22 protein-coding genes are annotated in these 21894 nt (G+C 61.2%); 18 read left to right on the forward strand and 4 right to left on the reverse strand.

Translation table 11 applies throughout. The annotated features are described in order from the left end of the window. Positions 1-208: 208 nt before the first annotated feature. Positions 209-1132, reverse strand: a complete 924-nt coding sequence (locus OKW26_RS18480) for an AraC family transcriptional regulator (RefSeq protein ID WP_429354682.1) — start codon at positions 1130-1132, stop codon at positions 209-211. Positions 1133-1224: 92 nt separating this feature from the next. Further along, positions 1225-1404, reverse strand: a complete 180-nt coding sequence (locus OKW26_RS18485; RefSeq protein ID WP_429354683.1) for a hypothetical protein — start codon at positions 1402-1404, stop codon at positions 1225-1227. Between the two features lie 505 nt (positions 1405-1909). Between OKW26_RS18485 and OKW26_RS18490 the strand changes: the two genes are divergently transcribed. The 4 genes from OKW26_RS18490 to OKW26_RS18505 all read left to right on the forward strand — a co-directional run bounded on the left by OKW26_RS18490 (position 1910) and on the right by OKW26_RS18505 (position 5975). Next, positions 1910-2623 carry a TetR/AcrR family transcriptional regulator gene (locus OKW26_RS18490; RefSeq protein WP_429354684.1) on the forward strand — a complete coding sequence of 238 codons (714 nt, stop codon included), beginning with the start codon at positions 1910-1912 and terminating at the stop codon, positions 2621-2623. Between the two features lie 147 nt (positions 2624-2770). Then, positions 2771-3520: an electron transfer flavoprotein subunit beta/FixA family protein gene (locus tag OKW26_RS18495; protein ID WP_429354685.1), complete on the forward strand. Its 750-nt coding sequence runs from the start codon at positions 2771-2773 to the stop codon at positions 3518-3520. After that, a complete protein-coding gene (locus OKW26_RS18500) occupies positions 3520-4506 on the forward strand; it encodes an electron transfer flavoprotein subunit alpha/FixB family protein (RefSeq protein WP_429354686.1) in 987 nt (328 codons plus the stop codon). Before OKW26_RS18495 ends, OKW26_RS18500 begins: the two co-directional genes overlap by 1 nt. Beyond that, positions 4503-5975 (forward strand): MmgE/PrpD family protein, encoded by a 1473-nt coding sequence (locus OKW26_RS18505; RefSeq protein ID WP_429354687.1) that lies wholly within the window; start codon positions 4503-4505, stop codon positions 5973-5975. The genes OKW26_RS18500 and OKW26_RS18505 overlap by 4 nt, the downstream gene beginning before the upstream one ends. A gap of 56 nt (positions 5976-6031) precedes the next feature. Here the strand turns inward: OKW26_RS18505 and OKW26_RS18510 are convergent, their stop codons facing one another. Both OKW26_RS18510 and OKW26_RS18515 read right to left on the reverse strand, forming a co-directional pair. After that, positions 6032-6763: an IS6 family transposase gene (locus OKW26_RS18510; protein ID WP_429354294.1), complete on the reverse strand. Its 732-nt coding sequence runs from the start codon at positions 6761-6763 to the stop codon at positions 6032-6034. 19 nt (positions 6764-6782) lie between these two features. Next, positions 6783-9470, reverse strand: a complete 2688-nt coding sequence (locus tag OKW26_RS18515) for a hypothetical protein (protein ID WP_429354688.1) — start codon at positions 9468-9470, stop codon at positions 6783-6785. A gap of 284 nt (positions 9471-9754) precedes the next feature. On the opposite strand from OKW26_RS18515, the gene OKW26_RS18520 reads away from it, so the two are divergent. The 14 genes from OKW26_RS18520 (at position 9755) to fliE (ending at position 21883) form a co-directional block, all read left to right on the forward strand. After that, positions 9755-10933, forward strand: a complete 1179-nt coding sequence (locus OKW26_RS18520) for a tetratricopeptide repeat protein (protein WP_429354689.1) — start codon at positions 9755-9757, stop codon at positions 10931-10933. Between the two features lie 271 nt (positions 10934-11204). Continuing rightward, positions 11205-11447 carry a flagellar biosynthetic protein FliQ gene (locus OKW26_RS18525; protein ID WP_260321071.1) on the forward strand — a complete coding sequence of 81 codons (243 nt, stop codon included), beginning with the start codon at positions 11205-11207 and terminating at the stop codon, positions 11445-11447. A 4-nt stretch (positions 11448-11451) separates the two neighbouring features. After that, positions 11452-12204: a flagellar biosynthetic protein FliR gene (locus OKW26_RS18530; protein ID WP_429354690.1), complete on the forward strand. Its 753-nt coding sequence runs from the start codon at positions 11452-11454 to the stop codon at positions 12202-12204. A 2-nt stretch (positions 12205-12206) separates the two neighbouring features. Beyond that, the gene (locus OKW26_RS18535) at positions 12207-13277 is read left to right on the forward strand and encodes an EscU/YscU/HrcU family type III secretion system export apparatus switch protein (protein WP_429354691.1); all 1071 of its coding nucleotides are present in this window, start codon (positions 12207-12209) and stop codon (positions 13275-13277) included. Then, positions 13274-15376, forward strand: coding sequence for a flagellar biosynthesis protein FlhA (locus tag OKW26_RS18540; protein ID WP_429354692.1), 2103 nt, complete (start codon positions 13274-13276; stop codon positions 15374-15376). The genes OKW26_RS18535 and OKW26_RS18540 overlap by 4 nt, the downstream gene beginning before the upstream one ends. Positions 15377-15423: 47 nt before the next feature. Next, the gene (locus OKW26_RS18545) at positions 15424-16146 is read left to right on the forward strand and encodes a flagellar hook-basal body protein (RefSeq protein WP_429354693.1); all 723 of its coding nucleotides are present in this window, start codon (positions 15424-15426) and stop codon (positions 16144-16146) included. A gap of 2 nt (positions 16147-16148) precedes the next feature. Continuing rightward, positions 16149-16922, forward strand: a complete 774-nt coding sequence (locus tag OKW26_RS18550) for a flagellar hook-basal body protein (protein ID WP_429354694.1) — start codon at positions 16149-16151, stop codon at positions 16920-16922. A gap of 57 nt (positions 16923-16979) precedes the next feature. Next, positions 16980-18161, forward strand: coding sequence for a transferrin-binding protein-like solute binding protein (locus tag OKW26_RS18555; RefSeq protein WP_429354695.1), 1182 nt, complete (start codon positions 16980-16982; stop codon positions 18159-18161). A 9-nt stretch (positions 18162-18170) separates the two neighbouring features. Then, positions 18171-18953 carry a hypothetical protein gene (locus OKW26_RS18560; protein WP_429354696.1) on the forward strand — a complete coding sequence of 261 codons (783 nt, stop codon included), beginning with the start codon at positions 18171-18173 and terminating at the stop codon, positions 18951-18953. Between the two features lie 7 nt (positions 18954-18960). Further along, positions 18961-19548, forward strand: a complete 588-nt coding sequence (locus tag OKW26_RS18565) for a flagellar basal body L-ring protein FlgH (protein WP_184011937.1) — start codon at positions 18961-18963, stop codon at positions 19546-19548. Then, positions 19548-20690, forward strand: a complete 1143-nt coding sequence (locus OKW26_RS18570) for a flagellar basal body P-ring protein FlgI (RefSeq protein WP_260321072.1) — start codon at positions 19548-19550, stop codon at positions 20688-20690. The genes OKW26_RS18565 and OKW26_RS18570 overlap by 1 nt, the downstream gene beginning before the upstream one ends. Positions 20691-20704: 14 nt before the next feature. Continuing rightward, a complete protein-coding gene (locus OKW26_RS18575) occupies positions 20705-21070 on the forward strand; it encodes a flagellar basal body rod protein FlgB (RefSeq protein WP_184058966.1) in 366 nt (121 codons plus the stop codon). A 4-nt stretch (positions 21071-21074) separates the two neighbouring features. Beyond that, the gene (gene flgC, locus OKW26_RS18580; protein ID WP_429354697.1) at positions 21075-21548 is read left to right on the forward strand and encodes a flagellar basal body rod protein FlgC; all 474 of its coding nucleotides are present in this window, start codon (positions 21075-21077) and stop codon (positions 21546-21548) included. Further along, the gene (gene fliE / locus OKW26_RS18585) at positions 21548-21883 is read left to right on the forward strand and encodes a flagellar hook-basal body complex protein FliE (RefSeq protein ID WP_429345991.1); all 336 of its coding nucleotides are present in this window, start codon (positions 21548-21550) and stop codon (positions 21881-21883) included. The genes flgC and fliE overlap by 1 nt, the downstream gene beginning before the upstream one ends. Positions 21884-21894: the final 11 nt, after the last annotated feature.

A 21894-nucleotide genomic window follows, 5' to 3' on the forward strand; every position in this document is an offset into this window, starting at 1 on the left:
CCTGCAATCTGTCAGGAATTTCGTTTTACAAAACTCAAGATTCTGAATTGGTGTAGCAGCGCGCGTAGATAAACCGCGCCGCGAGCTCGCTCCTGGTTGTGTATCAGGAGTGCTCGCGAGACCTGATGATGTGCAAAAGATAAGGCGTGTCGAAAAGAAGGGACAATACTAAAAAACGATGGATCGAGCAGATCCACCAATAGCTCGTTCAGGACACCTTCCGGCCCTCTCGGCGGAACGATGCCGGAGAACATCCGACGATCCGGCTGAACGCCGTGCTAAACGCGCTGTCGGACAGATAACCGATCGAAAGACCGATATCGTTGACGGAGCGATTGCTGTTCAGCAACGCATCCTTGGCAAGCGCAATGCGCCAATTGGAAAGATAGGTAGCGGGGGCCTGGCCCACGCATTCGGAGAAGCGGCGTGCAAACACCGCGCGTGACATGCCGACCTGCTTCGCAAGGATGTCCACCGTCCAGTGGTTCGCAACGTCGGCATGCATTTTTTGCAGCGACATGGCGATCTGCGGGTCGGCCATACCGCTTAGCCACCCGGTTCGTTGTCCTTCTATTTGCAACATCGGACGACGCAACACCTCCACCAGCATGATTTCCACCAGCCGGCCCATGACCAGTTCACGACCCGCCAACTGACAAAGCGACTCCTCGCCGATCAATTCGACGATACGGCTCAGACGTCCGGCTTCTTCATCCGAGGATCGGACGTAAAGAAGATCCGGCAGCAAACTCGCAAGGAGCGCAGTGTGCTCAGGTTCGACCTGGAAATAGCCGCCCACGAGTCTGACTTCATCGCCACCCTTGCCGTCGTTCCATCGGGCATAGTCCGTTTGCCCGGCGTCGGCGGCGAGCGCAGTCACGGCTGGGATAACATCCAATCCGCTGCCGAGGCTATAGCGAGATGACGCGTTCAACATCACGTAGTCACCTTGCTTCATTAGCAATGGAGGGCCATTGGGCGGGACAAAGCAGCAGTGTCCCGTCACGACGAGGCAGAAGACCGGCTCGTCTCGCCGAGGAACGCTCATTCCCCAACGTCCGTGCTCTTCGAGCGTGCGCCATAACACCGATTGAGGGCGCATCAGTCTGACGATATCGGTCAGCAGGTCCACTTAGGACAACCCATTAATAATTGCTGATTTTTCATTATGATCGTCTGTTAGCGCCCTACCAGCGCCCACGTGAAGCCGGCCGCGTCAGTACATCATGACCGCGCGACTTGCATTGCCACACGCACTGACATCTCGATCGACATACTGACGGCGTCCGCGAACCGCTGCAACGCATCGACTGATCCACACACGATCTGATACTCCTCGCGCCCTATCCGCCCATCGAGAACCACCTGCAAACCCGATGCTCGCGCCAATTCGATCACGTCCATGACGCTTCCTCCAATCAACTGACATACTGTTGTATGGCCATTGCGGGACGCTCGACGTGAGGTGGAAATACGCACCACGAACCGTCGCCATGCCGGAAAAAGAACACCGACAATACGTCCGATGAACGCCTGACCTCGAGGCGAACACAGCGCGTGGAGCGCATCCGTCCGGTTTTCACCCGAACGACCCGAGCCGGTGACGCCGCGGTTGGTTGAAGCCACTTCTCAACCAGCCAACGCAATGATGTGCTGCCGCTGTCCATGCAAAAACTCCGCACTGCTCGATTGCCGCGATCAGGACCTAGACTCGCGAACGAAAAGCAGATATTTAGTCCGTTGACCAAATACTAGTGGTCACCAGACCTATTATCAAGAAAGATAAAGCTGGCGTTTACCCTGTATTCACGCGAATTTCTCGTACCTTTTCGTTGGAGCACCGGCCGTGTGTTATACACTTGACCAATACCCTGACTGAACGGCTGCGGCCGCCCTGTTCGATAGCAGCGTGCAACGCACAGCCGCTCGCAGCCAGCCGGATTCCATCCCTCGAGTGTCAAAGATGAAAGACCTCTCTCTCAGCTCGGCGGAACTTGGCGGACACGATCCGCGCTCACCTGCGCGGCAGCGCGGCAATCGGTCGACACGTATCCCTGAAATTCTCGAGGCTGCGATTCGCGTGTTTGCGTCCGAGGGAAACGTGGGGTTCACCCAGCGACGCGTGGCAGCCGAAGCGCAGATTCGCCTCGGTACTCTCCAGCACTACTTCGGGAGCCGGGACGCGTTGCTGCTCGCCACCATAGAAGAAGTGGCCCGACGCTATCTGGAGCAATACCGTTCGCTCTCCAGCGATCCGGCACTATCGCCCGAAGCGCGCCTCGACGCCGTGCTGGACGACGTATTCGACGCATTGGCCGAAGCCAACAATGTCGTCAGCCCGTTTGCATTCGAATGCTGGTGTCTCGCGGAGCATCAACCCGCTGTGCGTGAATTGATGGTCAAGGTAAGCAAGGAGTTTCAGGCCTTGTTCAGCGGACTGGTCGCGCAGATCAATAAGGTCTTGCCTGCCGACGAATGCCGTCTGCGGGGCGCCTTGCTCTATTCGCACTGGCAAGGCTTGATCGTCTTTTTGCGGCGCTCCGGTCCCGGCGGCGTCGACGATGCGGCATTCCGAACGGCAACCAAAGTCGTATGGAAAGCAATGAGCGTCGCTCCGCAATAAGCTCCCTCCTGCCAGACCTCGCAGTTCCTTCGATACGTTTATTCGATCATTTGAACATTTAAAGCTATTGGCGCGCCTCGAAAAAAAGTGGTCAACTTCGGCTAGATCCCAGGTTGAAAACGGAGTAATAGAGATGAGGCTGAAGGCATGAAAGTTCTGGTCGCTATCAAGCGGGTGGTCGACTATAACGTCAAGGTTCGCGTCAAGGCGGACAAGAGCGGCGTAGACCTCGCGAACGTCAAGATGTCGATGAACCCCTTCTGCGAGATCGCGGTAGAAGAGGCCGTACGACTCAAGGAAAAAGGAATCGCCACCGAAGTTGTCGTGGTCTGCGTGGGCCCGAGCGAAGCGCAGGAGCAATTACGCACGGCACTCGCACTTGGCGCCGATCGCGCCATTCTGATTGAAAGCGATGAGGCGCTGGGTTCACTTGCGGTCGCGAAGCTTCTCAAGGCCCTGGTCGACAAGGAACAGCCACGCATCACACTGCTTGGAAAGCAGGCTATCGACAGCGACAACAACCAGACCGGCCAGATGCTGGCCGCACTCACCGGCTACGCGCAGGGCACGTTCGCATCGCAAGTCGAGATTGTGGGCGAAAAGATCCAGGTCACTCGTGAGATCGACGGCGGACTGCAGACGGTTGCGCTCAATCTCCCGGCCATCGTCACCGCCGATCTGCGGCTGAATGAACCTCGCTACACGACCTTACCCAGCATCATGAAGGCTAAAAAGAAGCCACTCGACGTGCGCAGCGCAAGCTCGCTTGGCGTATCCACCGCGTCGAGCGTGAAGACGCTCAAAGTGGAAGCACCGGCCGTGCGCAGCGCTGGCGTCACAGTCGCCTCCGTCACCGCGCTGGTCGAAAAGCTCAAACACGAAGCGAGGGTGATCTGATGGCCATTCTCGTGATTGCCGAACACAACCACGGCATTCTGGCCACCGCCACCCTGAGCGCAGTTTCCGCCGCGCAAAGGATCGGCGGCGATATCGCGATGCTGGTGGCGGGTCGGAACGTCGCAGCGCTTGCGCAGACCGCGGCGAAAATCGAAGGCGTATCCAAAATACTAGCCGCCGATGAGGACGCCTACGCGCATCAATTGCCGGAGAACATCGCGCCTTTGATTGCGGGAATCGCATCCGCGTACACCCATGTGCTCGCGGCCGCCACAACGCATGGCAAGAACGTCTTGCCACGCGTTGCAGCGTTGCTCGATACCGATCAGATCTCCGAGATCATCGAGGTGATCAGTGCGGACACGTTCAGGCGTCCCATCTACGCCGGCAATGCGATCGCGACGGTTCAGTCCTCTGCCGCAATCAAACTGATTACCGTTCGCGGCACGGCTTTCGACGCATCGGACACCACCCAGGAACCTGCCCCTGTCGAGCAACTTTCGGGTCCGGGAGACTCGGGCCTGTCGGCCCTGGTCGACGAACAACTGGCTGCCAGCGATCGTCCTGATCTGACCGCCGCGAAGATCGTCGTGTCCGGCGGTCGCGGTATGCAAAGTGGCGAGAACTTCGGTTTGCTCTACCCGCTCGCGGACACACTAGGCGCGGCGGTCGGTGCATCGCGAGCGGCGGTCGACGCGGGCTTCGCACCCAACGATATGCAAGTCGGCCAAACCGGAAAGATCGTCGCACCGCAGCTTTATATTGCCGTCGGCATTTCAGGGGCCATTCAGCATCTGGCGGGCATGAAAGACTCCCGGATCATTGTTGCAATCAATAAAGACGCGGACGCCCCGATCTTTCAGGTGGCGGACTATGGTCTTGTTGCAGACCTCTTTGAGGTCCTGCCCGAACTGAACAGCGCCATCCAGACGAAAAACCGTTGTTCCAGCACACAACTACCTGATACAGCAAGGAGCGAGACATGACGAGCCTCACCCAGGGACTTGCCGACTTCGTGGTAAAGACGCGTTTTGACGATCTGCCACAGCCCGTCGTCGCCGAGAGCAAGCGCCTTCTTCTCGACACGTTGGGCTGTGCGCTCGGAGCGATTGGCACCGGTAGCGGACGGATCGCTCTCGAATATGTCGATACTCTCGGGGGCAATCAGGATGCAACCGTACTCGGCAGAACACAGCGCAGTTCGGTCACCGCCGCCGCCTACGCCAATGCACGGCTGGCCAATGTACTGGATGCGGACGATACCTTTCCGACCTCGACGCATTTTGGAAATGCCACGGTCTTTTCCGCATTGGCGCTCGCCGAACTGTATAGACGCAGTGGACGCGAGTTGCTGACAGCCATCACGGTCGGCTTCGATGTCGGCGCACGGATCGGCAGCTGGATGGGCGCCCCGATGCAGATCGAGAACGGCAAGGTGATCGGCTGGAACGAACTGGGCGGTCCGGCCGCGACCATCACGTGGTCCGCGATCGGTGCGTCGACGAGCATTGCCGGCCTGAATGACAACGAGGCCAATCACGCGTTTGGCATCGGAGGAAGCAACTCCCCTCAGCCGACGCTGCGAAAATGGGCAGAATCCGTCGAGCAACCCATGTACAAGTATGCCGACGCCGGCTGGTGTGCCGAGACCGGTGTGTCCGCGGCATTGCTCGCGCGATTGGGCAGCACGGGCTTCAAGGACATCCTCGACGGACCCAACGCCTTCTGGAAGTTCTACGGCTCTCCGACGCACGACGACGAAGCGCTGATGGTTGGCCTCGGCAGCGACTGGCAGATTCTGAACACCACCTACAAGCCCTGGCCATGCTGTCGCTGGATTCATCATCCGCTCACCGCGTTCACCCAGTTGCGCGCGCGGCACGAACTCAGGCCAGACGAAATCGAACGGGTCGTCGTGCGGGCCAATCCTTTTGCGCTGACCTCCATCTTCCGCGAGCAGCAGCCGCGCGATCCTCTTAGCGCGGAATTCAGCCACGCTCATGCAGTCGCCGCGGTCGCGTACGACGTGCCGGCCGGTCCCCGCTGGTATGACGAAAAAACGATGAGCGACGAGCACATTACCGCTTTCCGCAAGCGCGTCGAAGTCGTGCCGGAGCCGACATCGTCGAACATTGGGGAATGGATGACGGGTGGCCAATGGCGAGGCGTGCCTGGTGGCGTGGACATTCATGCGCGCGGGCAGATTTTCAGCGCCACGGCCGATCACTCTGTGGGCGATCCGTGGACGGCGGCAACGCTGTTCTCCGATGAACAGATCCACGGCAAGTTCAACGTGATGATCGGACTGGACGAGCACGGCAACGGAGCACCGGCGCTCGCCAAGGCGGCGAAGGAAATCATCGAAGTCATCATGACGCTCGATGAAGGTCCGGTCAGCCGGCTAACGGACAGCTTGACGACTCTCGCCCAGTCGCTGTCCGACGGGGCCCGCTAGGGTTCTGTCGCGCTAACGATTACAGCTTGAGCAAAGCGTGATATCGGTAGTACTACTCACGCTACCAACGAGTAGAATTGTTCGGCTGCAGTCGGGGCGACGCCATCGTCACACATCTGCCCCTTGCGGATCATGTGTGCGATTTCTATGCCAGACAGGATGATGCGCGCACAGCGGAAATCCTTGAACCCCAGCATCGGTTTGATGATGCGTTTGATGGCACGGTGATCCTGCTCGACGACGTTGTTCAGGTATTTGTTTTGACGGACCTTGATCGGTGTTAAACGCTCGGCATTGAGCGCTTCAAGCGCAGCCAGATTCGCGCCACTCCTGTCCACGGTGATTGTCTCGGGCTCGCCGTTCTGTTCAATCGCCTTCTCGAAGTAGCGGCGCGCCGCGGCCTTGTCCCGATGGGCGCGCAGCAGGAAATCCACCGTATTACCTGTCTTGTCGACGGCACGGTACAAGTATTTCCATTGGCCTTTGACCTTGACGTAGGTCTCATCGACCCGCCAGCTCTTGCCCACAGGCCGTTTGCGTTTGCGGAATGCTTTTTCAAGCACCGGCAGCAGCTTAATAACCCACCGGTGCACGCTCGAATGATCCACCTCGATACCCCGCTCGGCCATCATTTCCTCGAGGTTACGTAGGCTCAGTGAGTACGCCACGTACCACCGCACGCACAGCAGGATCACGTCCAACGGGTAGTGCAGCCGCTTCAGTACCTTGCCAATGCCAGCGGGCAGCGTCTTGCGCGGCGTTTGCGTCTTTGCCATGATGCTTATCATGCGTTGCGGTCCACGGATTTTACTTGACCGCGTTAATGCGACAAAACCCATAGAAGTAGCTCAGGTGAGCGTCTGCGTCGCTGCTACCGGGAACCAGCTGCGCAAACATGCCCTGACTGCGCAACGAGGCGTCCGTTGCCGTGGCATAACGAACCGTCTCAACACGCTCCCCTGCGCCGTTGTACCGGTATTCGGTCAGGAAACCTTCCGGGTCAAGTTCCCCGCGCAACAAACCATCCTGATCGTAGAAGTAGCGCGTGACGCGATCGTTGGCCGGATCGGCATCTGGTAAGACCTGTGTCGGCGCCACGCTGGTGTCGACCCGGTTCGCAAAGACCGTCTTCACCACGGGACGTCCGCTGCCGTCGTACTGAACCTGGGTGACGGTTCCGTCCGCGTCAACGGTATGGTCGATGAAGTTGTTGAGATAAAAAGCCCATACCGTCCGGTCGTCCACCGATGCAGGCGGGCGCAGCTTCGAGGAGTCGAGCGTCAGCAACGCCCCCGATTTCAGCCTTTCGGCGGGTGTCCCGTCGGCGTTGGTCAACGAGGCGAGTTGCGCGGCCGTAAGCCTGGTTGCATAGGTGAGCGTGCGCAGCGGCCTCGCGAATGTGGTGTCGTAGACATACTCCGTCAATGTTCCATCAGGGGCGATCTGTGCGACACACTGGCCACGCCCGTTGTACAGGTAGTGCGTATTCAGTCCATTGGCATCGGTCGTCATCTGCAACCGGCCGTTGGTGTCGTAGTAGTTCCTGATCTGCGACTGCACTTTGCCCTGCACCGAATCGACCACGGCGACCAGTTCCCCCGCGGCGTTATACGTAGAGGTACGCGTCAGCCCGTTGCTGAAGGTGACTGAAACCGTGTGGTGCGCATCGTCGTACTGATACAGCGTCGTGACGCCGTCGAACTGAATCGCGCAGAGGAAGCGGCCGAGCCCGTCGTACGTGAAAGATTCAGCCTTCTCGTTGCCCGGACTGCCCGAAAAACGCTGTAGGAGACGACCGGCAGCATCATAGACGTACCGTGTCTGGATGATTGCTCCCGTCACATCGCCTGTGCCGTCGGCCAGCAGCTTCTCATAGCGCGTGACCGTCGCGAGGTTCCCACGGTAGTCATACGTCGAATCGATACGGATCGCCTCGCTGGGATTCACAAGGCCCGCCGCCCATGCATTCAACGTCGCCTCCGACACTGCATCGGTGTTGCTCAAGGCGCTGACGTCGAATGCCGCCGATGTGTACTGGATCTCGCTGACCTTCTGGCCCGCCGCGTTGTACCTGAACTCCGTGACGCGGCCCGCCGCACTCACCACGTATCGCAGATGCCCGGCTGCGTCATAGACATAGCGCGTCGTCAGGTACTGGTTCGCGTAACCATTAGCAAAATTGCTGGTCTTGTCAAAGACCGTCTCGGTCAACAGTTCATTGTTCGACCCGTACGTACGGGTAACGTCGGCTGAGCTGTCCGATTGGCTGATCAGATTGCCCGCGGCATCGTAAATAAAGTAGATCGGTTTGCCCTTACCATCATTCAGAATCCGCAGGTCGCTGTCGCCGTTGACGGTATACGTAAAGTTCAGGTTTACCCACTGTCCGTCCAGAGACGAAGTCGACCGGATGCTGATCAACCTGCCGGCATCGTCATACGTCAAGACCTTCCTGTAGCCAAGCGGATCGGTCACCGTCGTCTGCCTGTTCGCGGTGTCATAGCTAAGCGTGGTGATCCGAAACACCCCGTCGTCGGCCTTTTCGGCAATCGTCGCCACCCGGTACTCGCCGTTCACCTGAAGATAGGTGAACATCACCTGGGATCCATCCGACTGGGTGATCGAGGCGATCCGGTTGCTCGTGCCGTCGTACGTATAGGTCGTCGTATAGACGTGAGCGTCGGCGATGCTGTTGTCTTCCGGACTCAGGTCGACTGTCACCCGCGACAGTCGACCCTGTGTGTCGTACGCGTAACGGATCGTGGTCGACGTGACCAGACTGTTACCCATCCCCCGGTAGACCGAGCGCAGATCCGTCAGTTGACCGGCTGCGTTGTAGTCGAGATAGGTGACGTCGCCCCCTGCAGTCGTTACCTGCGCGAGCTGCCCTGCGGCGTTGTAGGCGTAGCCGACCGTATTGCCGTCCCTGTCGCGGGTTGACACGAGCCTGCCGCCTCGCGTGGCATCGTAAAGCTCGCTCAGCCCGTTGTTTCCGTCGTTCCACTGCCAGTTGCGGGTCGCCTCATCAAAGGACAGCGTCGCGTACGCCCCTGTGCCAGTAGCATCGGCATAGCCGGGCTCAAAGTCGCCTTGGGCAACGCTGGCGCCAAGCCACGCGGTCGACACATACAACTGGCGCGACGCATCGTACTCGTACACCGTACTCGAACCATCCCAGTCTGTCAGGGTTACCGTACTGCCTATGCTATTCAGCGTCCCAGTGAGGCCATCCACCGTGCGCGATCCGCCTGGGCGCCAGTTGTCTCCAGCAAACTGTCCGAGGCTGTTATAGGCGCGGTAGATCGAACTGTTCACCCCCTGGCCGAGCAGCAACTGGTCACGATCCTGAATCACCAGATTGCCGTTCGCCGCGTTCACATAGAGCTGCTCTCCGGTCTGCCCGAATGCCGCATTGCCGACCTGGCCATGGGCTCCAAGCCCCAATGCCGACGACGACTGCAAACCCAAACCATTGCCCGTGACGATCGCTACCATCTATGCCCCGTACCTGTTCGTTAAGCCTTGCGCGATTGGTTTCCCGAACCGCTTCCGAACAAGTTGTCCGAAGATTTTCAGAACTGTTTAGCGAAAATCTCAGGCCCTCAGGATCTCGTGCCTCCTTGCGTGCGATGAAGCATAAATTGTGGCGGCGATTGCCGGCCTGATCTCGCAATAAGGATCCCGCAGCAATTCCAGACTGCTATGCTAGAAAAGGGCTACTCACTTCCGATCCCTCACTTTCGGCTTTGTCCACCGACGCAGCGAACACCCGACGCCAAATGAACTCCACTTCCGAACACGCCGTTGCTTTGGCATCTGCCCGACTGACCCGGCTGCTTGCGTTCCTTGAGTCCGACCCCAACAACCTGTCGCTGCTAGGAGACGCCACCGCGTGCGCATTCGACGCACAGCAATTCGAACGTTGCGATGAACTGCTCGCACGTCAGCAAGCGCTCGGTGCGGTGCCGCCGGAGTCGATGCATCTGCGTGGACTGTGTGCCATGGCTCGTGGCAGATTCGAGGACGCGCTCCGGGCATTCGCCGCGTTACCGGACGGTGAAAGCCATCCCGCGATTCGCTATAACAAAGCTTATGCGCACGCCATGCTCGGCGCTTTCGACGAAACGCTAGCGCTGCTGGATGAAGGCGTGCTGACAACGATTCCGCAAGCCATCACGCTCCAAATGCGTTCGCTTCACCATCAAGGCCGCCTCGACGAGGTCATCGAAGTTGGCAAGCGGTATGCGGATCATCCAGAGACCGGCATCGAAGTCTGCGGACTCCTCGCCGCTGCTTTGTTCGATGCCGGACATCCCGACAGCGCGCAACAGTTCGCGTCTCTTGCAAAGAGCTCTCCCGACGGTCTCGCCATAGCTGGTTTGCTGGCACTCGGCGAAGGCCGCGAGTTCGACGCTATGGCGCTGTTCGAGCAGGCGCTGCGCAGCCAGCCGGCACACAGCCGCGCGCTTCTCGGCACAGGGCTCGTGCTACTCGAACAACACCGGTTCGCGCAGGCCGCGCAACACATCGACGCCGCATCCGAATCGTTCGGCACCCATGCGGGCTCCTGGATTGCGGCCGGCTGGGCCCATTTGCTCAATGGCGATCTGCAACTGGCGCGGTCGCGCTTCGAACAAGGCGCTCACCTAGATCGCGGTTTTGCCGAAGCCCCTGGCGCACTGGCCATCGTGGCGCTGCGGGAAGGCAGACTCGACGAGGCGCGTGCGCATATGAAGGTGGCGTTGCGGCTGGACCCCGAGTGTCTGTCCGCCGCGCTTGCGAAGAGTCTGCTCAGCACCTCCGCAGGCGATCAAAATACAGCGAGTCAAGTCCTTGATGCGGCATTGAATCGGCCCTTGGACCCACAAGGCAATACATTTGCAAAAGCGATCGCGAGAAAGGTGACCCGGAGCAATAAGACCCCTCCCCTTAACAAATCGTCACAAGAACTGGAATAGGCAAACGCCTGATTTTTCGCGAATGGTCGATCATCTGCGAAATAGAACCTGTCCTAAAAATACGTGACGATCGACTATTTTGATTTTGATATAAGCACCTACCTCTCTGATTAATCTGATTGCATTCGTTTTTGATTCGTTTGCCTCACTATTTTCATCCGTTCGCCTTACTATTTTCAATTTCACCACTTCCAATTCGAAAGAAAACTCCCCATAATGCGGCCCACTTAAACACGGGACCTCATCCATGTCGGCAGACCAGGCACTCCAAATGATGACGCAGCTGTTCTGGAACAGCTTCCTCATTGCGGGGCCAATTGTTATTGCCACGCTCGTGGTCGGTCTGCTGATCAGTGTCTTTCAGGTCGTCACGCAGCTGCAGGAAATGAGCCTGAGCTATGTGCCGAAGCTCGCGGTCGCCGTCATCGTGACGGTTTCGCTCGCCCCGTGGATGCTCGCGCGTCTGACCGGTTTCGCAGCATCGCTTTTCCGCAGCATTCCTGATCTGGGCTAACGCAATGACAATCGAAGCCAGCACGAGCTGGACGCTCGGCGTTCTTCTTCTTTCGTTGCGAATCGGCCCGGTGTTCGTTCTTGCGCCGCCGTTCTCACAAACGCAGGTGCCCGCGCGGGTCCGCGTGTGCTTCGTGCTGGCGCTGGCCGCATGTCTGGCACATAGCGCTGCACCCGACGTCTACATGGACGGCGCAGCGCTACTCATCGCCGCTGCAGCCGAATTGATGCTGGGCCTCGCGATCTGCTTCGCGTTCCAGGCCGCGTTTGCCGCGCTAACGTTTGCTGGCCGCGTGCTCGACGTCCAGGCCGGTTACGGTCTCGCGATGGTGATCGATCCGGGTTCGCGTGCACAGGCGCCGCTGTTCGGCACGATACTCACGCTCGTCGCGGGCCTGCTGTTTTTTGCTTCGGGCGGTCATCTCGAGCTGGTACGGCTTTTGATTGCGCTAACGAGCGTCATACCAGTCGGCTACGCGCGAGTTGCCGTCACTCCCGATGCGCTGATCGGCTATTTCGGCATTGCGCTCGGCATGGGTCTGTCGGTCATCGCGGCCGCAATGGTCACACTGTTTCTAATCGATGTATCGATCGCCTTTCTCTCCCGCGCGTTGCCGCAAATGAACGCACTGATGTTGGGTCTGCAAATCAAAGTCATCGCGACGCCCGTCATGATGGCGCTATCAGCGGGTCTACTCGCACCTGCGACATTGCGTTTGCTGACGCACGCCTTGGCTTTCGTACCGTCCCTGGACTAGTCATGTCGGATACGGAACAGAACAAATCGGAACAGGCCACCGCTTACAAGCTCGAGCAGGCGCGCAAGAAGGGTATGGTGCCGCGCAGCCAGGAATTCGGCATGGTGCTCGGCCTGCTTGCGAGTACCGGCTACCTGTCAGTGTGGGGCGGAGAAATGGCGGCACGTCTCGCTTCGCTCGGCGCTCATGCGCTGAGCGAAGCCGCGTCACTCGACGCAAGCGGCCGTGCGCTGCCGGTCGCGTGCGCGGCGCTGCTGCTGCAGGGCGCGCACGCGGTTGCGCCACTGATTGCGATTGCGATGGGTAGCGCGCTACTGTCAGCGCTGATGCAGACCGGCTTCCTGTTCGCCCCCGGCGCACTCAGGCTGGACACCAGCAAGCTGAATCCGGTGCAAGGTCTCAGGCGTGTTTTCTCGATACAGACGCTGATCGAAGCCGCCAAGGCATGCTTCAAGATGGTCGTCTATGTGGCGATCATCCGTTTCACGATCGTCGATGCGGCCGTCTCCCTCGCACATGAGGACCTGTCCGCGGTACGCATTGCGCAGACGCTGCTCGCTAGCGGCGTCCACCTGCTTTTCATGCTGCTCGCGGCCGCGTCGGTGTTCGCGTTGCTCGACCAGGTGCTGGTGCGACGCTCATTCGCGAGAAAGATGCGTATGAGCCGCTACGAGCAGAAGCAGGAAATGAAGCAGCGCGAGGGCGATCCGCGCATCAAGCAGCGGCGCCGCCAGTTGCAGCGCGAATTGCTGCAGCGTTCGCGCAGCATGAAGGCGGTGCGTAGTGCGGACGTGATCGTCGCGAACCCGACGCATTATGCCGTCGGTCTGAAATACGATCCGTCACGGATGGCCGCGCCGCATGTCGTCGCCAAAGGGGCCGGCGATTTTGCACTGCGTCTGAAGAAGCTCGCCTTCATCTATGGCGTGCCGGTCATCGAGTCGCCACGTTTCGCCCGCGCGCTCTATTTCAAGGCAGTGCTCGAACGCGAGGTGCCGGGCGATCTGTATCGCGATACCGCGGCGATGTATTTGCAGGCGCGACGTGCGCCGTCGCAGGTGATGTCCGCATGACGCTTCGATCCCGCCTGCGCAATCATTCCGACCTCGCGCTCGTCTTCGCCGTCGTCGCGATCCTGTTGCTGCTGTTTACACCGATTCCGGCAGGGGCGCTCGACCTGTTCATCATCGTCAATTTCGCATTCGCGTTCACGATCCTGTTGATGACGTTTTACGTGTCGCGACCCGTCGAGTTCTCGACGTTCCCTTCCCTGCTGCTGATCGCGACGCTGTTCCGCTTGTCGCTGAACATCGCCGCGACCCGTCTGATCCTGTCCGGCGCCGAAGCGGGCCAGGTCATCGCGGCAATCGGCGCATTCGTCGTGCAGGGTAACTTCGTCATCGGCCTGATCGTCTTCTTCATCCTGATCGTCGTGCAATACGTGGTGGTCACGACCGGCGCGCAGCGCGTGTCGGAAGTCGCCGCGCGCTTCGTACTCGACGCGATGCCCGGCCAGCAGATGAGTATCGACGCCGACCTCAACATGGGTCTCATCGATCAGGACGAAGCGAAGCGCCGACGCAAGGCGCTCGAAAAGGAAGCCGGCTTCTACGGCTCGATGGACGGCGCGAGCAAGTTCGTCAAAGGCGATGCGGTAGCCGGCATCATGATCCTGCTGATCGACATTCTCGGCGGCTGGGCGGTCGGCGTCGCGCAGATGGGCATGCCGCTCAGCCAGGCAATGCAGACCTTCACGCTGCTGACGATCGGCGACGGCATCGTCACGCAGGTGCCCGCGCTGATCATTTCCGTCGCGACCGGCATCATCGTCACGCGCTCGTCTGCGGACGGGGAGCTCGGCAACGAGGTGCTGCGTCAGCTCGTGCAATTCCCGAAGATACAGATCCTCGTCATGGTCGCGCTGACCGGCCTGCTCGCGCTGCCGGGCATGCCGAAGTGGCCCGTGCTGATCCTTGCAACGATTGCGGGTGGCGCCTGGTGGATCGCGCGCCGCAAACGAAGTGCGGCGCCGGATAACCAGGCCGCGACGGACGGAGACGACAGCGACGCGGCCGCGGCCACCCAGGCCACCGATCTGCCGGCCGTCGAAGTGTCGTTCGGCGCCGCGCTGACGGCCGCATGGATCCCGACGCAAAGCTTGCTGGCCGAACGGATTGCGGCGTTTCGCAAACAGTACGCGGCCGAGATGGGCGTGTCCATTCCGCCCGTGGTGTTCCGCGACGGCGCGCAGCTTGGCTCCAACGACTACCGGATCCTGCTGTTCGGAGACCGCTTCGGTCAGGCAACGCTGTATCCGGAAAAAACACTCGCCATTCACTCGTCGGACAAGGGTGAGAAGGTGCCCGGCATCGCCACTCACGATCCGGCCTTCGGGCTGCCCGCGGTATGGATCGATACGGCCGACCTGTCGCGCGCGCGCTCGCTCGGCTACACCGCGGTCGATCCGCTGACCGTGCTGATCACGCACGTCACCGAGGTGATCAAGGCCAACGTACCCGCGTTGCTGTCGCGCACCGAAGTCGTCGCGATGCTCGAAGGAGTGCGTTCACGCACACCCGGCCTCGTCGAGGAACTCGTGCCGAACGTGCTCGCCGTCAGCGACGTGCAGCACGTCTTGCAGAATCTGCTGACCGAGCAGGTCGCGATCCGCAATATCGGCCTGATCGTCGAAGTGCTGGTCGACGCGGGTCGCCATGAAAAAGACCCTGCCGCGTTGAGCGAGCGTGTGCGCCAGCGGCTCGGCCACGGCATCTGTCAGGCAATCCAGAGCGATCACGATGCGCTTGCGGTGCTGACGCTCGACCCCGCGCTCGAAAACGCGATCGTGCAGAACCTGCAGGGTGCTGACGGCGCAGGCGCGTTCGTGCTCGATCCGCGTCTGGCCGAAAGCTTCCTCGCCCGGCTCGCCGCGCAGGTCGACGCGATGATGCGGCAGAACCTCAAACCTGCGTTGCTGTGCCGCCCGGAAATTCGTCGTCATCTGAAAACCTTCACGCATCGTGTTGCGCCACGGCTCGCCGTGCTGTCGATGAACGAGGTTCCGCACTCGATCAGCCTGAGATCGTTCGCGATGGTCAGTCTCGACACAACTGCGGCTCGGGCTCCCGCGCGCGCCGCGCAGCCCTCGAACGCTACAGCGCTCGCCGCCTGAGTGTCGAGCAGCTTGCCACCTGCCTGCCAAATTGAAACGGATTCCTGATGGATAACATGATGACTGTCGCGGCCAGCCTGATCTCGCACGAAACGCGCCGGATCGAAACCGCTGGGCAAAACCTCGCGAATGTGGCCACGCCCGGCTACAAGCGGCAGATCGCGTTCGACGACGTGCTGGCAGCCGGACGCACCGGGACGGTCCCTGTGTCTGCCATGCTCGTGCCGCCTCCAACCGGCATCGCCACCGACTTCTCCGCCGGCAAGCTGGTCCACACCGGCAATCCGCTCGATCTGTCGATCAGCGGCTCCGGCTTCTTCGAGGTCATGACAGCGAGCGGTCCGGCCTACACTCGGCTCGGCGCGTTCCATCGCGATGCCGACGGACGTCTCGTCACGGCCCAGAATTGGGCGTTGCAAGCCGCGGGTGGCGGCGACGTGGTCTTGCGTTCGGGCAACTGGCAGATCGCCAGCGACGGCACGCTGATTGACGACGGCACGCCTTCGGCCGTGATACGCGTCGCAACTTTTACGGATCCGACCCAACTCGAGCGCCGCGCGGACGGCCTGTTCCATGCCACGGACGCGCAGGCCGTCGACGCCGAACAGCCGCACATCGCGCAGGGCTTTATCGAATCGTCGAACGTCGCGCTCGGCAACGACATGATGCAGATGATGGAGGCAATGCGCCGCGTCGAGTCCGGCCAGAAGCTCGTGCATGCGTACGACGACATGCTCGGCGCCGTTTTGCAGCGTTTGGGAGACATGTAAGCGTGAACAACGTTTTTTATATCGGCGCGATGGGCTTGAACGCGCAGCAGACAGCCGCCGACGTCACCGCGAACAACATCGCGAACATGAACACACCGGCGTTCAAGCGCGGCACGGTGTCCTTCAGCGAGTTACTGACGTCGGCGGTCGCCCCACTCAGCCGCGCCCCGGCCAACGAAACCGTCACCATCGCCCCGGGCGTGGCGGCCGACCCGTCGCTGCACGTTTTCACGGCGGGCGAGTTGCGCCCGACCGGCAGCGCGCTCGATCTCGCGATTCGGGGCGACGGCTTCATCGAACTGGCGTCGGACTCGGGACCGGCCACGTTGTGGCGCGGCGGCACGCTGCACGTCGGGGCCGACGGTTATCTGACTGCGTCGAACGGCCTGCCGCTCAAAACGATGATTTCCGTTCCGCGCGACGCCTCCAGCATCACCATTTCGGCGACCGGCCAGGTGCAGGCGGTTCTGCCGAACCAGACCGACCCGATTGATCTCGGCGAAATCGAACTCGTGATGCCGACTGACGTGCGCGCGCTGCAATCGGCCGGCGACGGAATCTATCGCATTCAGGACGACGGGATCACTGTCAGCCGCGTGCGTCCCGGCGAAGACAACGCTGGGACGTTGGCGCAAGGATTCAGCGAAGCCTCGAACGTGTCGCTGTCGGATGAGCTCGTCAGTCTGATGCTGTATCAGCGTGCGTATGCGTCGAATGCGCGACTCGTGCAGGCCGGCGATGAGTTGATGGCGATTGCGAATGGGTTGAAGCGGTAATCAGCGCTGGAATGCATCGACCGACATTCAACAGTGAGACGAACCCAAAAACACACCATGCAATTTACGTTCAAAAAAACGCTGCTCGCAGCGTGTTGCACGCTCACTCTCATCGGCTGCGGGGGCGGAGGTAACTCGGACAATGCGAGTTCGTCCAACGCCAGCGAACAAAACGCGGCGTCGAATCCCGATCGCGATTCGGGCAGCGTCGACGCGTCCGCCCCGAAAACGTCTGCGGAGACGCTACCCGGCGAGCCAACCTCACCGCCCGACAACGCAGGCGCGACGCCCCCGCCCGACGCCGAAGTCGGGCCGCCGACGCCGGGCTACGTGAAGATCGCCGACCTCCCTCTCGGGTCCATCGAAGGCGTGCAAAGCGTCGCGATGAACGCTCGTTCGAAGCTCAGCTATACCTTCCCGCCAGACCCTGTTGCTGTGATCGATTCGATTACGAACCCGGTTTCCGGGGATATCAAACTGCGGCTCGTTTCCAAATCGTCGGTCACCGGCGGCTATCTTTCGCAGATCGGCGCAAGCATGTCGGCCACGGCCAGCGTCGACGGTGCACCGACCGCGCCGTCATTCGACGAACTCGTGGTTTCCCTGATAAATAGTCAGAAGCGGATCCTCGGAATCAACTACGACATCTCATCCGGCAATCCGTTGAGGTTCGCGCTCGTACGCGGACAGAACGGTAGCGGTTATGTCGCGGCCGGCGCCTGGGAGGCGAGCCGAACCGCTATCTACGTCACCGACTATTGGGTCACCTCGGGCGGATTCGCATTTGGCAGCCAGACTCGCCCGGAAGACTTTGGCCAGATTCACTCGCGCACGTATGCCGGAGCGTTGGTCGGCAAGTTGCGCTATCAGACCGACTGGGTAGGCTCGCCGAGCTATCCGCTCGCCGGGGCTGTTATTCAGGGCGTGGCCGATATGGACGCGAGGAAGATCTCTTTTCAGGTGCCGAAGGTGACCAAGATCTCAGTGGCAAATGACTGGAGCGTGGCGGAAGCCGAAATGTCACCGCCTCTGTTCACCTGCGACGCCGACATCGATGTGGTCAACAACGCGTTCTCGTGCGATCTCAAATCGAACGACGGCTATCCATCAACCGGACGGATCAGCGGCCGGTTCTACGGCCCCAAAGGCGAGGAAATTGGTGGAGTACTGAACTACACCAACTGGTCGACCTTTCCGTTCAGTGAGGTCGTCGCCGGCTTCGCACTCACGATCAGATAAGGCCGCCCCGTGTTCGATCCAGGCGTGCCCGATCTCATGTCGCCTATCCGTTTTCGCCGGCTCGACCCGTTAGCCATCGCGCTTGCCTGCATGGCGGCGAGCGCGGCGGTTCACGCGTCCAGTACAACGCTGACATTCCGAAACGTCGCCGACTTCGACAGCAGCATAGTGCGATTCGGCGATGTCGCGGAGGTGAGCGCTTTGCCTGTCGCCTTGCAAAAGCAGGCGGCCGATCTCGTCGTCGCAAGGTTACGCGAAGCGGATGCGAGTGTTGCCATCGAGCCGCGGCGTCTGACCGAAGCGGCCCGACGGCAGATTCCGGCTCTCACGCCGTGGCTTGCGACGCAGGACGGACAGCCGGCCGTCATCATCAGCCGACCTGTTCGCGCTACGCCTGATCCAGCGCGCGAAGTCCGGTCTGTGCCGGCGGCACGCTGCGTCGAACTACTTCGTGATCTCTCGAAAGGAGATGCAATCACGTTCGACGGGGTGCGTGATATCGCGTGCCCGCGGGACGCGGTTACACGTGGTGTTCATTACGACGACAAAGCGCGCCTCGCGCGCGCGGCTCAGGACCTCACGCGCGGCGACGTAATAACCGGCATCCCCTCACAACGTCTCGCCCAGGTCATTCGCGGCGAACGCATTGTGGCCGTCGTACGAACGGGTGCCGTCACCGTCTGGCGAACCGGCATCGCATTAACGGACAGCGCGAGTGGCCGCGTAACCATGATCGCGACAGGCGATCACGACATCCTGGCCATTCCTGCTACCACCTCGCTGTCGAAGTAACTCAGTCATGCAACCCAAGATCCGTTCAACGCTGGCAACGATAGGCATCGCCTGGTGCGCGCTCACGCCCACCCACGCCGCTGACCTCTTCCACAGCGACGCCTACCAGTCGCTGACCTCGGACCGCCGCGCCTCGCGCCCGGGCGACATCGTCACGATCCTCGTCTATGAGAACTCGACCGCGAGCAATACTGCGGACACGTCGACCAAAACGAACGTGGCTGTGCAGGGCAACGTGTCGACGATGTGGGCCGGCAGCAATGCTGCGCAGATCGGCCTCGGCGATAACTACGGCGGACGCGGACAGATCCAGCGCACGGGCCGTTTGCTCGCGCAGATCAGCGCGCGTGTGGAGGTGACTGAGCCGAATGGTGACCTGATCGTCGCCGGCGAACAGGCCATCGACGTCAACGGCGAAAAGACGCGCATCCATCTGCAAGGCCGCGTGCGTCCGGTCGACATCGCCGCGAACAACACAGTGCAGTCGAACCGCCTCGCGGACGCGAAGATCGACTACGTCGGCGAAGGCTTCATCACCGATCGGTCGAGACCCGGCCTCATTCCCCGCTTTCTCGCATGGTTGGGCTTATGGTAATGCGGCTCTCTTCTCGCACGATGCGGGTCATCCAGGCCGTACTGCTGCTCGTATGCGCGATGGCCGCGGGCAGCGGTCCAGCGCACGCGGCAAATGAAGTGCGCCTCAAAGACCTCGGACGCTTTCTCGGCTGGCGCGACAACATGCTCGTCGGCTACGGCATCGTGTCGGGTCTCGCGGGCTCGGGCGACACGCCGCGCAATCAGGCCACGCGTCAGGCCATGATGAACATGATGTCGCAGTTCGATCTGAATCTGACCCAGGACCAGATCCAGAGCCGCAACGTCGCCATGGTCATGATTACGGCCTCGCTGCCGCCGACCGCCAACATCGGCGACCGGATCGACATCAACGTCACGTCGATGGGCGATGCACGCAGCCTGTCGGGCGGCACGCTGATCATGACGCCGCTACGCGGCCCCGACCGCAAGACGTACGCACTCGCGCAAGGACCGATAACGGTCGGCGGCTACCGCTTCGACGCCAACGGCAATCTGCGCCAGAAAAATCATCCGACGGTCGGTACCGTGCCGCAAGGTGCGATCGTCGAAGTACCGGTGCGCGCCGAGCTCGTCACGCAGGACGGCTATCTGAACTTCGTCCTGCGCAACGCGGATGCGACCACGGCAGAGCGCATCGCACAGCGTATCAACCAGGCGTTCGGCGCCAGCAGCGCGCGCTCGCTCGACGCGGAAACCGTCCAGATCCGCGCGCCCGGTGAAGGCAGCGCGCTCAACAGTTTCGTAGCGCGCGTGGAGACGCTCGGCGTCGTGCCCGATCAGGGCTCACGTGTCGTCATCAACGAACGCACGGGCACCGTGGTCGCTGGCGGCGACACGCACATCTCGCCGATCACGATTTCGCACGGCGACATTCGCGTGACGGTCACGACCGAATACTCGGCGTCGCAACCCGAGCAGATCGGCATTGCGGGCCGCGGCGTGCGCAGCCTCGTGATCGGCAACAGCGATCTTTCCGTCGACGAACCCGGCCAGACCGTCGCCGCAACGTTCCCCTACGGCTCGGTCGGCGAACTCGTGCAAGCGCTCTCGCGCAGTCGTGTCAGCACCCGCGACGTGATCGCGATTCTCGAAGCCATCAAGGCGGCGGGCGCGTTGCACGCCGACATCATCGTTCAATAACAGGAGGAACCGCTATGACGATCAACCTCGTCGCCGCCATCGCCGGCAAGGCCCTCGACGGGCTGTTCGCACGGCAAACGGCCACCGCGCAGAACGTGGCCAACGCCGGCTCGGCGAATTTCACGCCGCTGCGGGTGTCGTTCGAGGATGCCTTGCGCGACGCCGCCGCGTTGCACCCCGGCGACACGCCGGCCAGCGTGCTCGCGCGTGTCGCGGGTGTCGCGCCCCGCATCGACGCGCCGCTGCCGCTCGCCTCGAATACCGTGCGAATCGACGACGAAATTGCTACGGCATCTGAAACCTCGGCACGCTACGCGATGCTGGCCGGCATGCTCGATCGCACGATGCAGATCGAGAAACTCGCAATAGGCGGAGGCTGAACCGATGACCGATTCCATCTTCGCGATTGCGCGCTCCGGACTCGACGTCGAGCGCCAACGCATGGAAGTCATTGCGCAGAACCTGGCCAATGCGAGCACGACGCGCACGGCAAGCGGCGCGTCTTATCAGCCGCTGCGGCTCGTGTCGGGGCCGCGCCTGGCCGCAGGGGACTTCCCCAGTCTGCTCGGCAACGGCGGCACGCCCGGTGCGCACAGCGCCGCGGGACTTCCCACCACGCATGGGCTCGGGGGCGTGCAGACGTATGGCATCGAGACGGTCGACGCGCCGCCGCGCCTCGTCTACGACCCGTCGCATCCGCACGCGGACGCGAAAGGCTTCGTGTCCTACGCCGGTCTCGATCATGCCGGCGAGATGGCGCTCATGGTGCAGACGTTGCGCGTGTACGAAGCCAACACGGTGATGTTCAACGCGGCACGCTCGATGTATATGCGTGCCCTCGAAATGGGGAGCCACTGATGAGCATCGCCGTCATCTCCGCGCTCGAACCGGGCTTTCTCGCGCCGACGTGGCAAACCGGCCTGGCGCCGTCGCTCGCGTCGCAAGTGGAGCAAGGCCTCGGCGCGACCACTCAACCCGGCTTCGGCGCTCTACTCGTCGATGGCCTGCAATCGGTCGACACGCAGGTCAGCACCGCCAATGCAGCGATCGCCGACTTCGCGCTCGGCGCGGACCTGCCGCCGCATCAAGTGATGATGGCGCTCGAACAGGCCCGCATATCGCTGCAATTCGCGTTGCAGATCCGCTCGCGCCTCGTCGAGGGCTACCAGGAACTGATGCGGATGCAACTCTGAAATGGAAGCCA

Origin of the sequence: Paraburkholderia sp. 32, assembly GCF_050435345.1 — a bacterium.
Classification (GTDB): domain Bacteria; phylum Pseudomonadota; class Gammaproteobacteria; order Burkholderiales; family Burkholderiaceae; genus Paraburkholderia; species Paraburkholderia tuberum.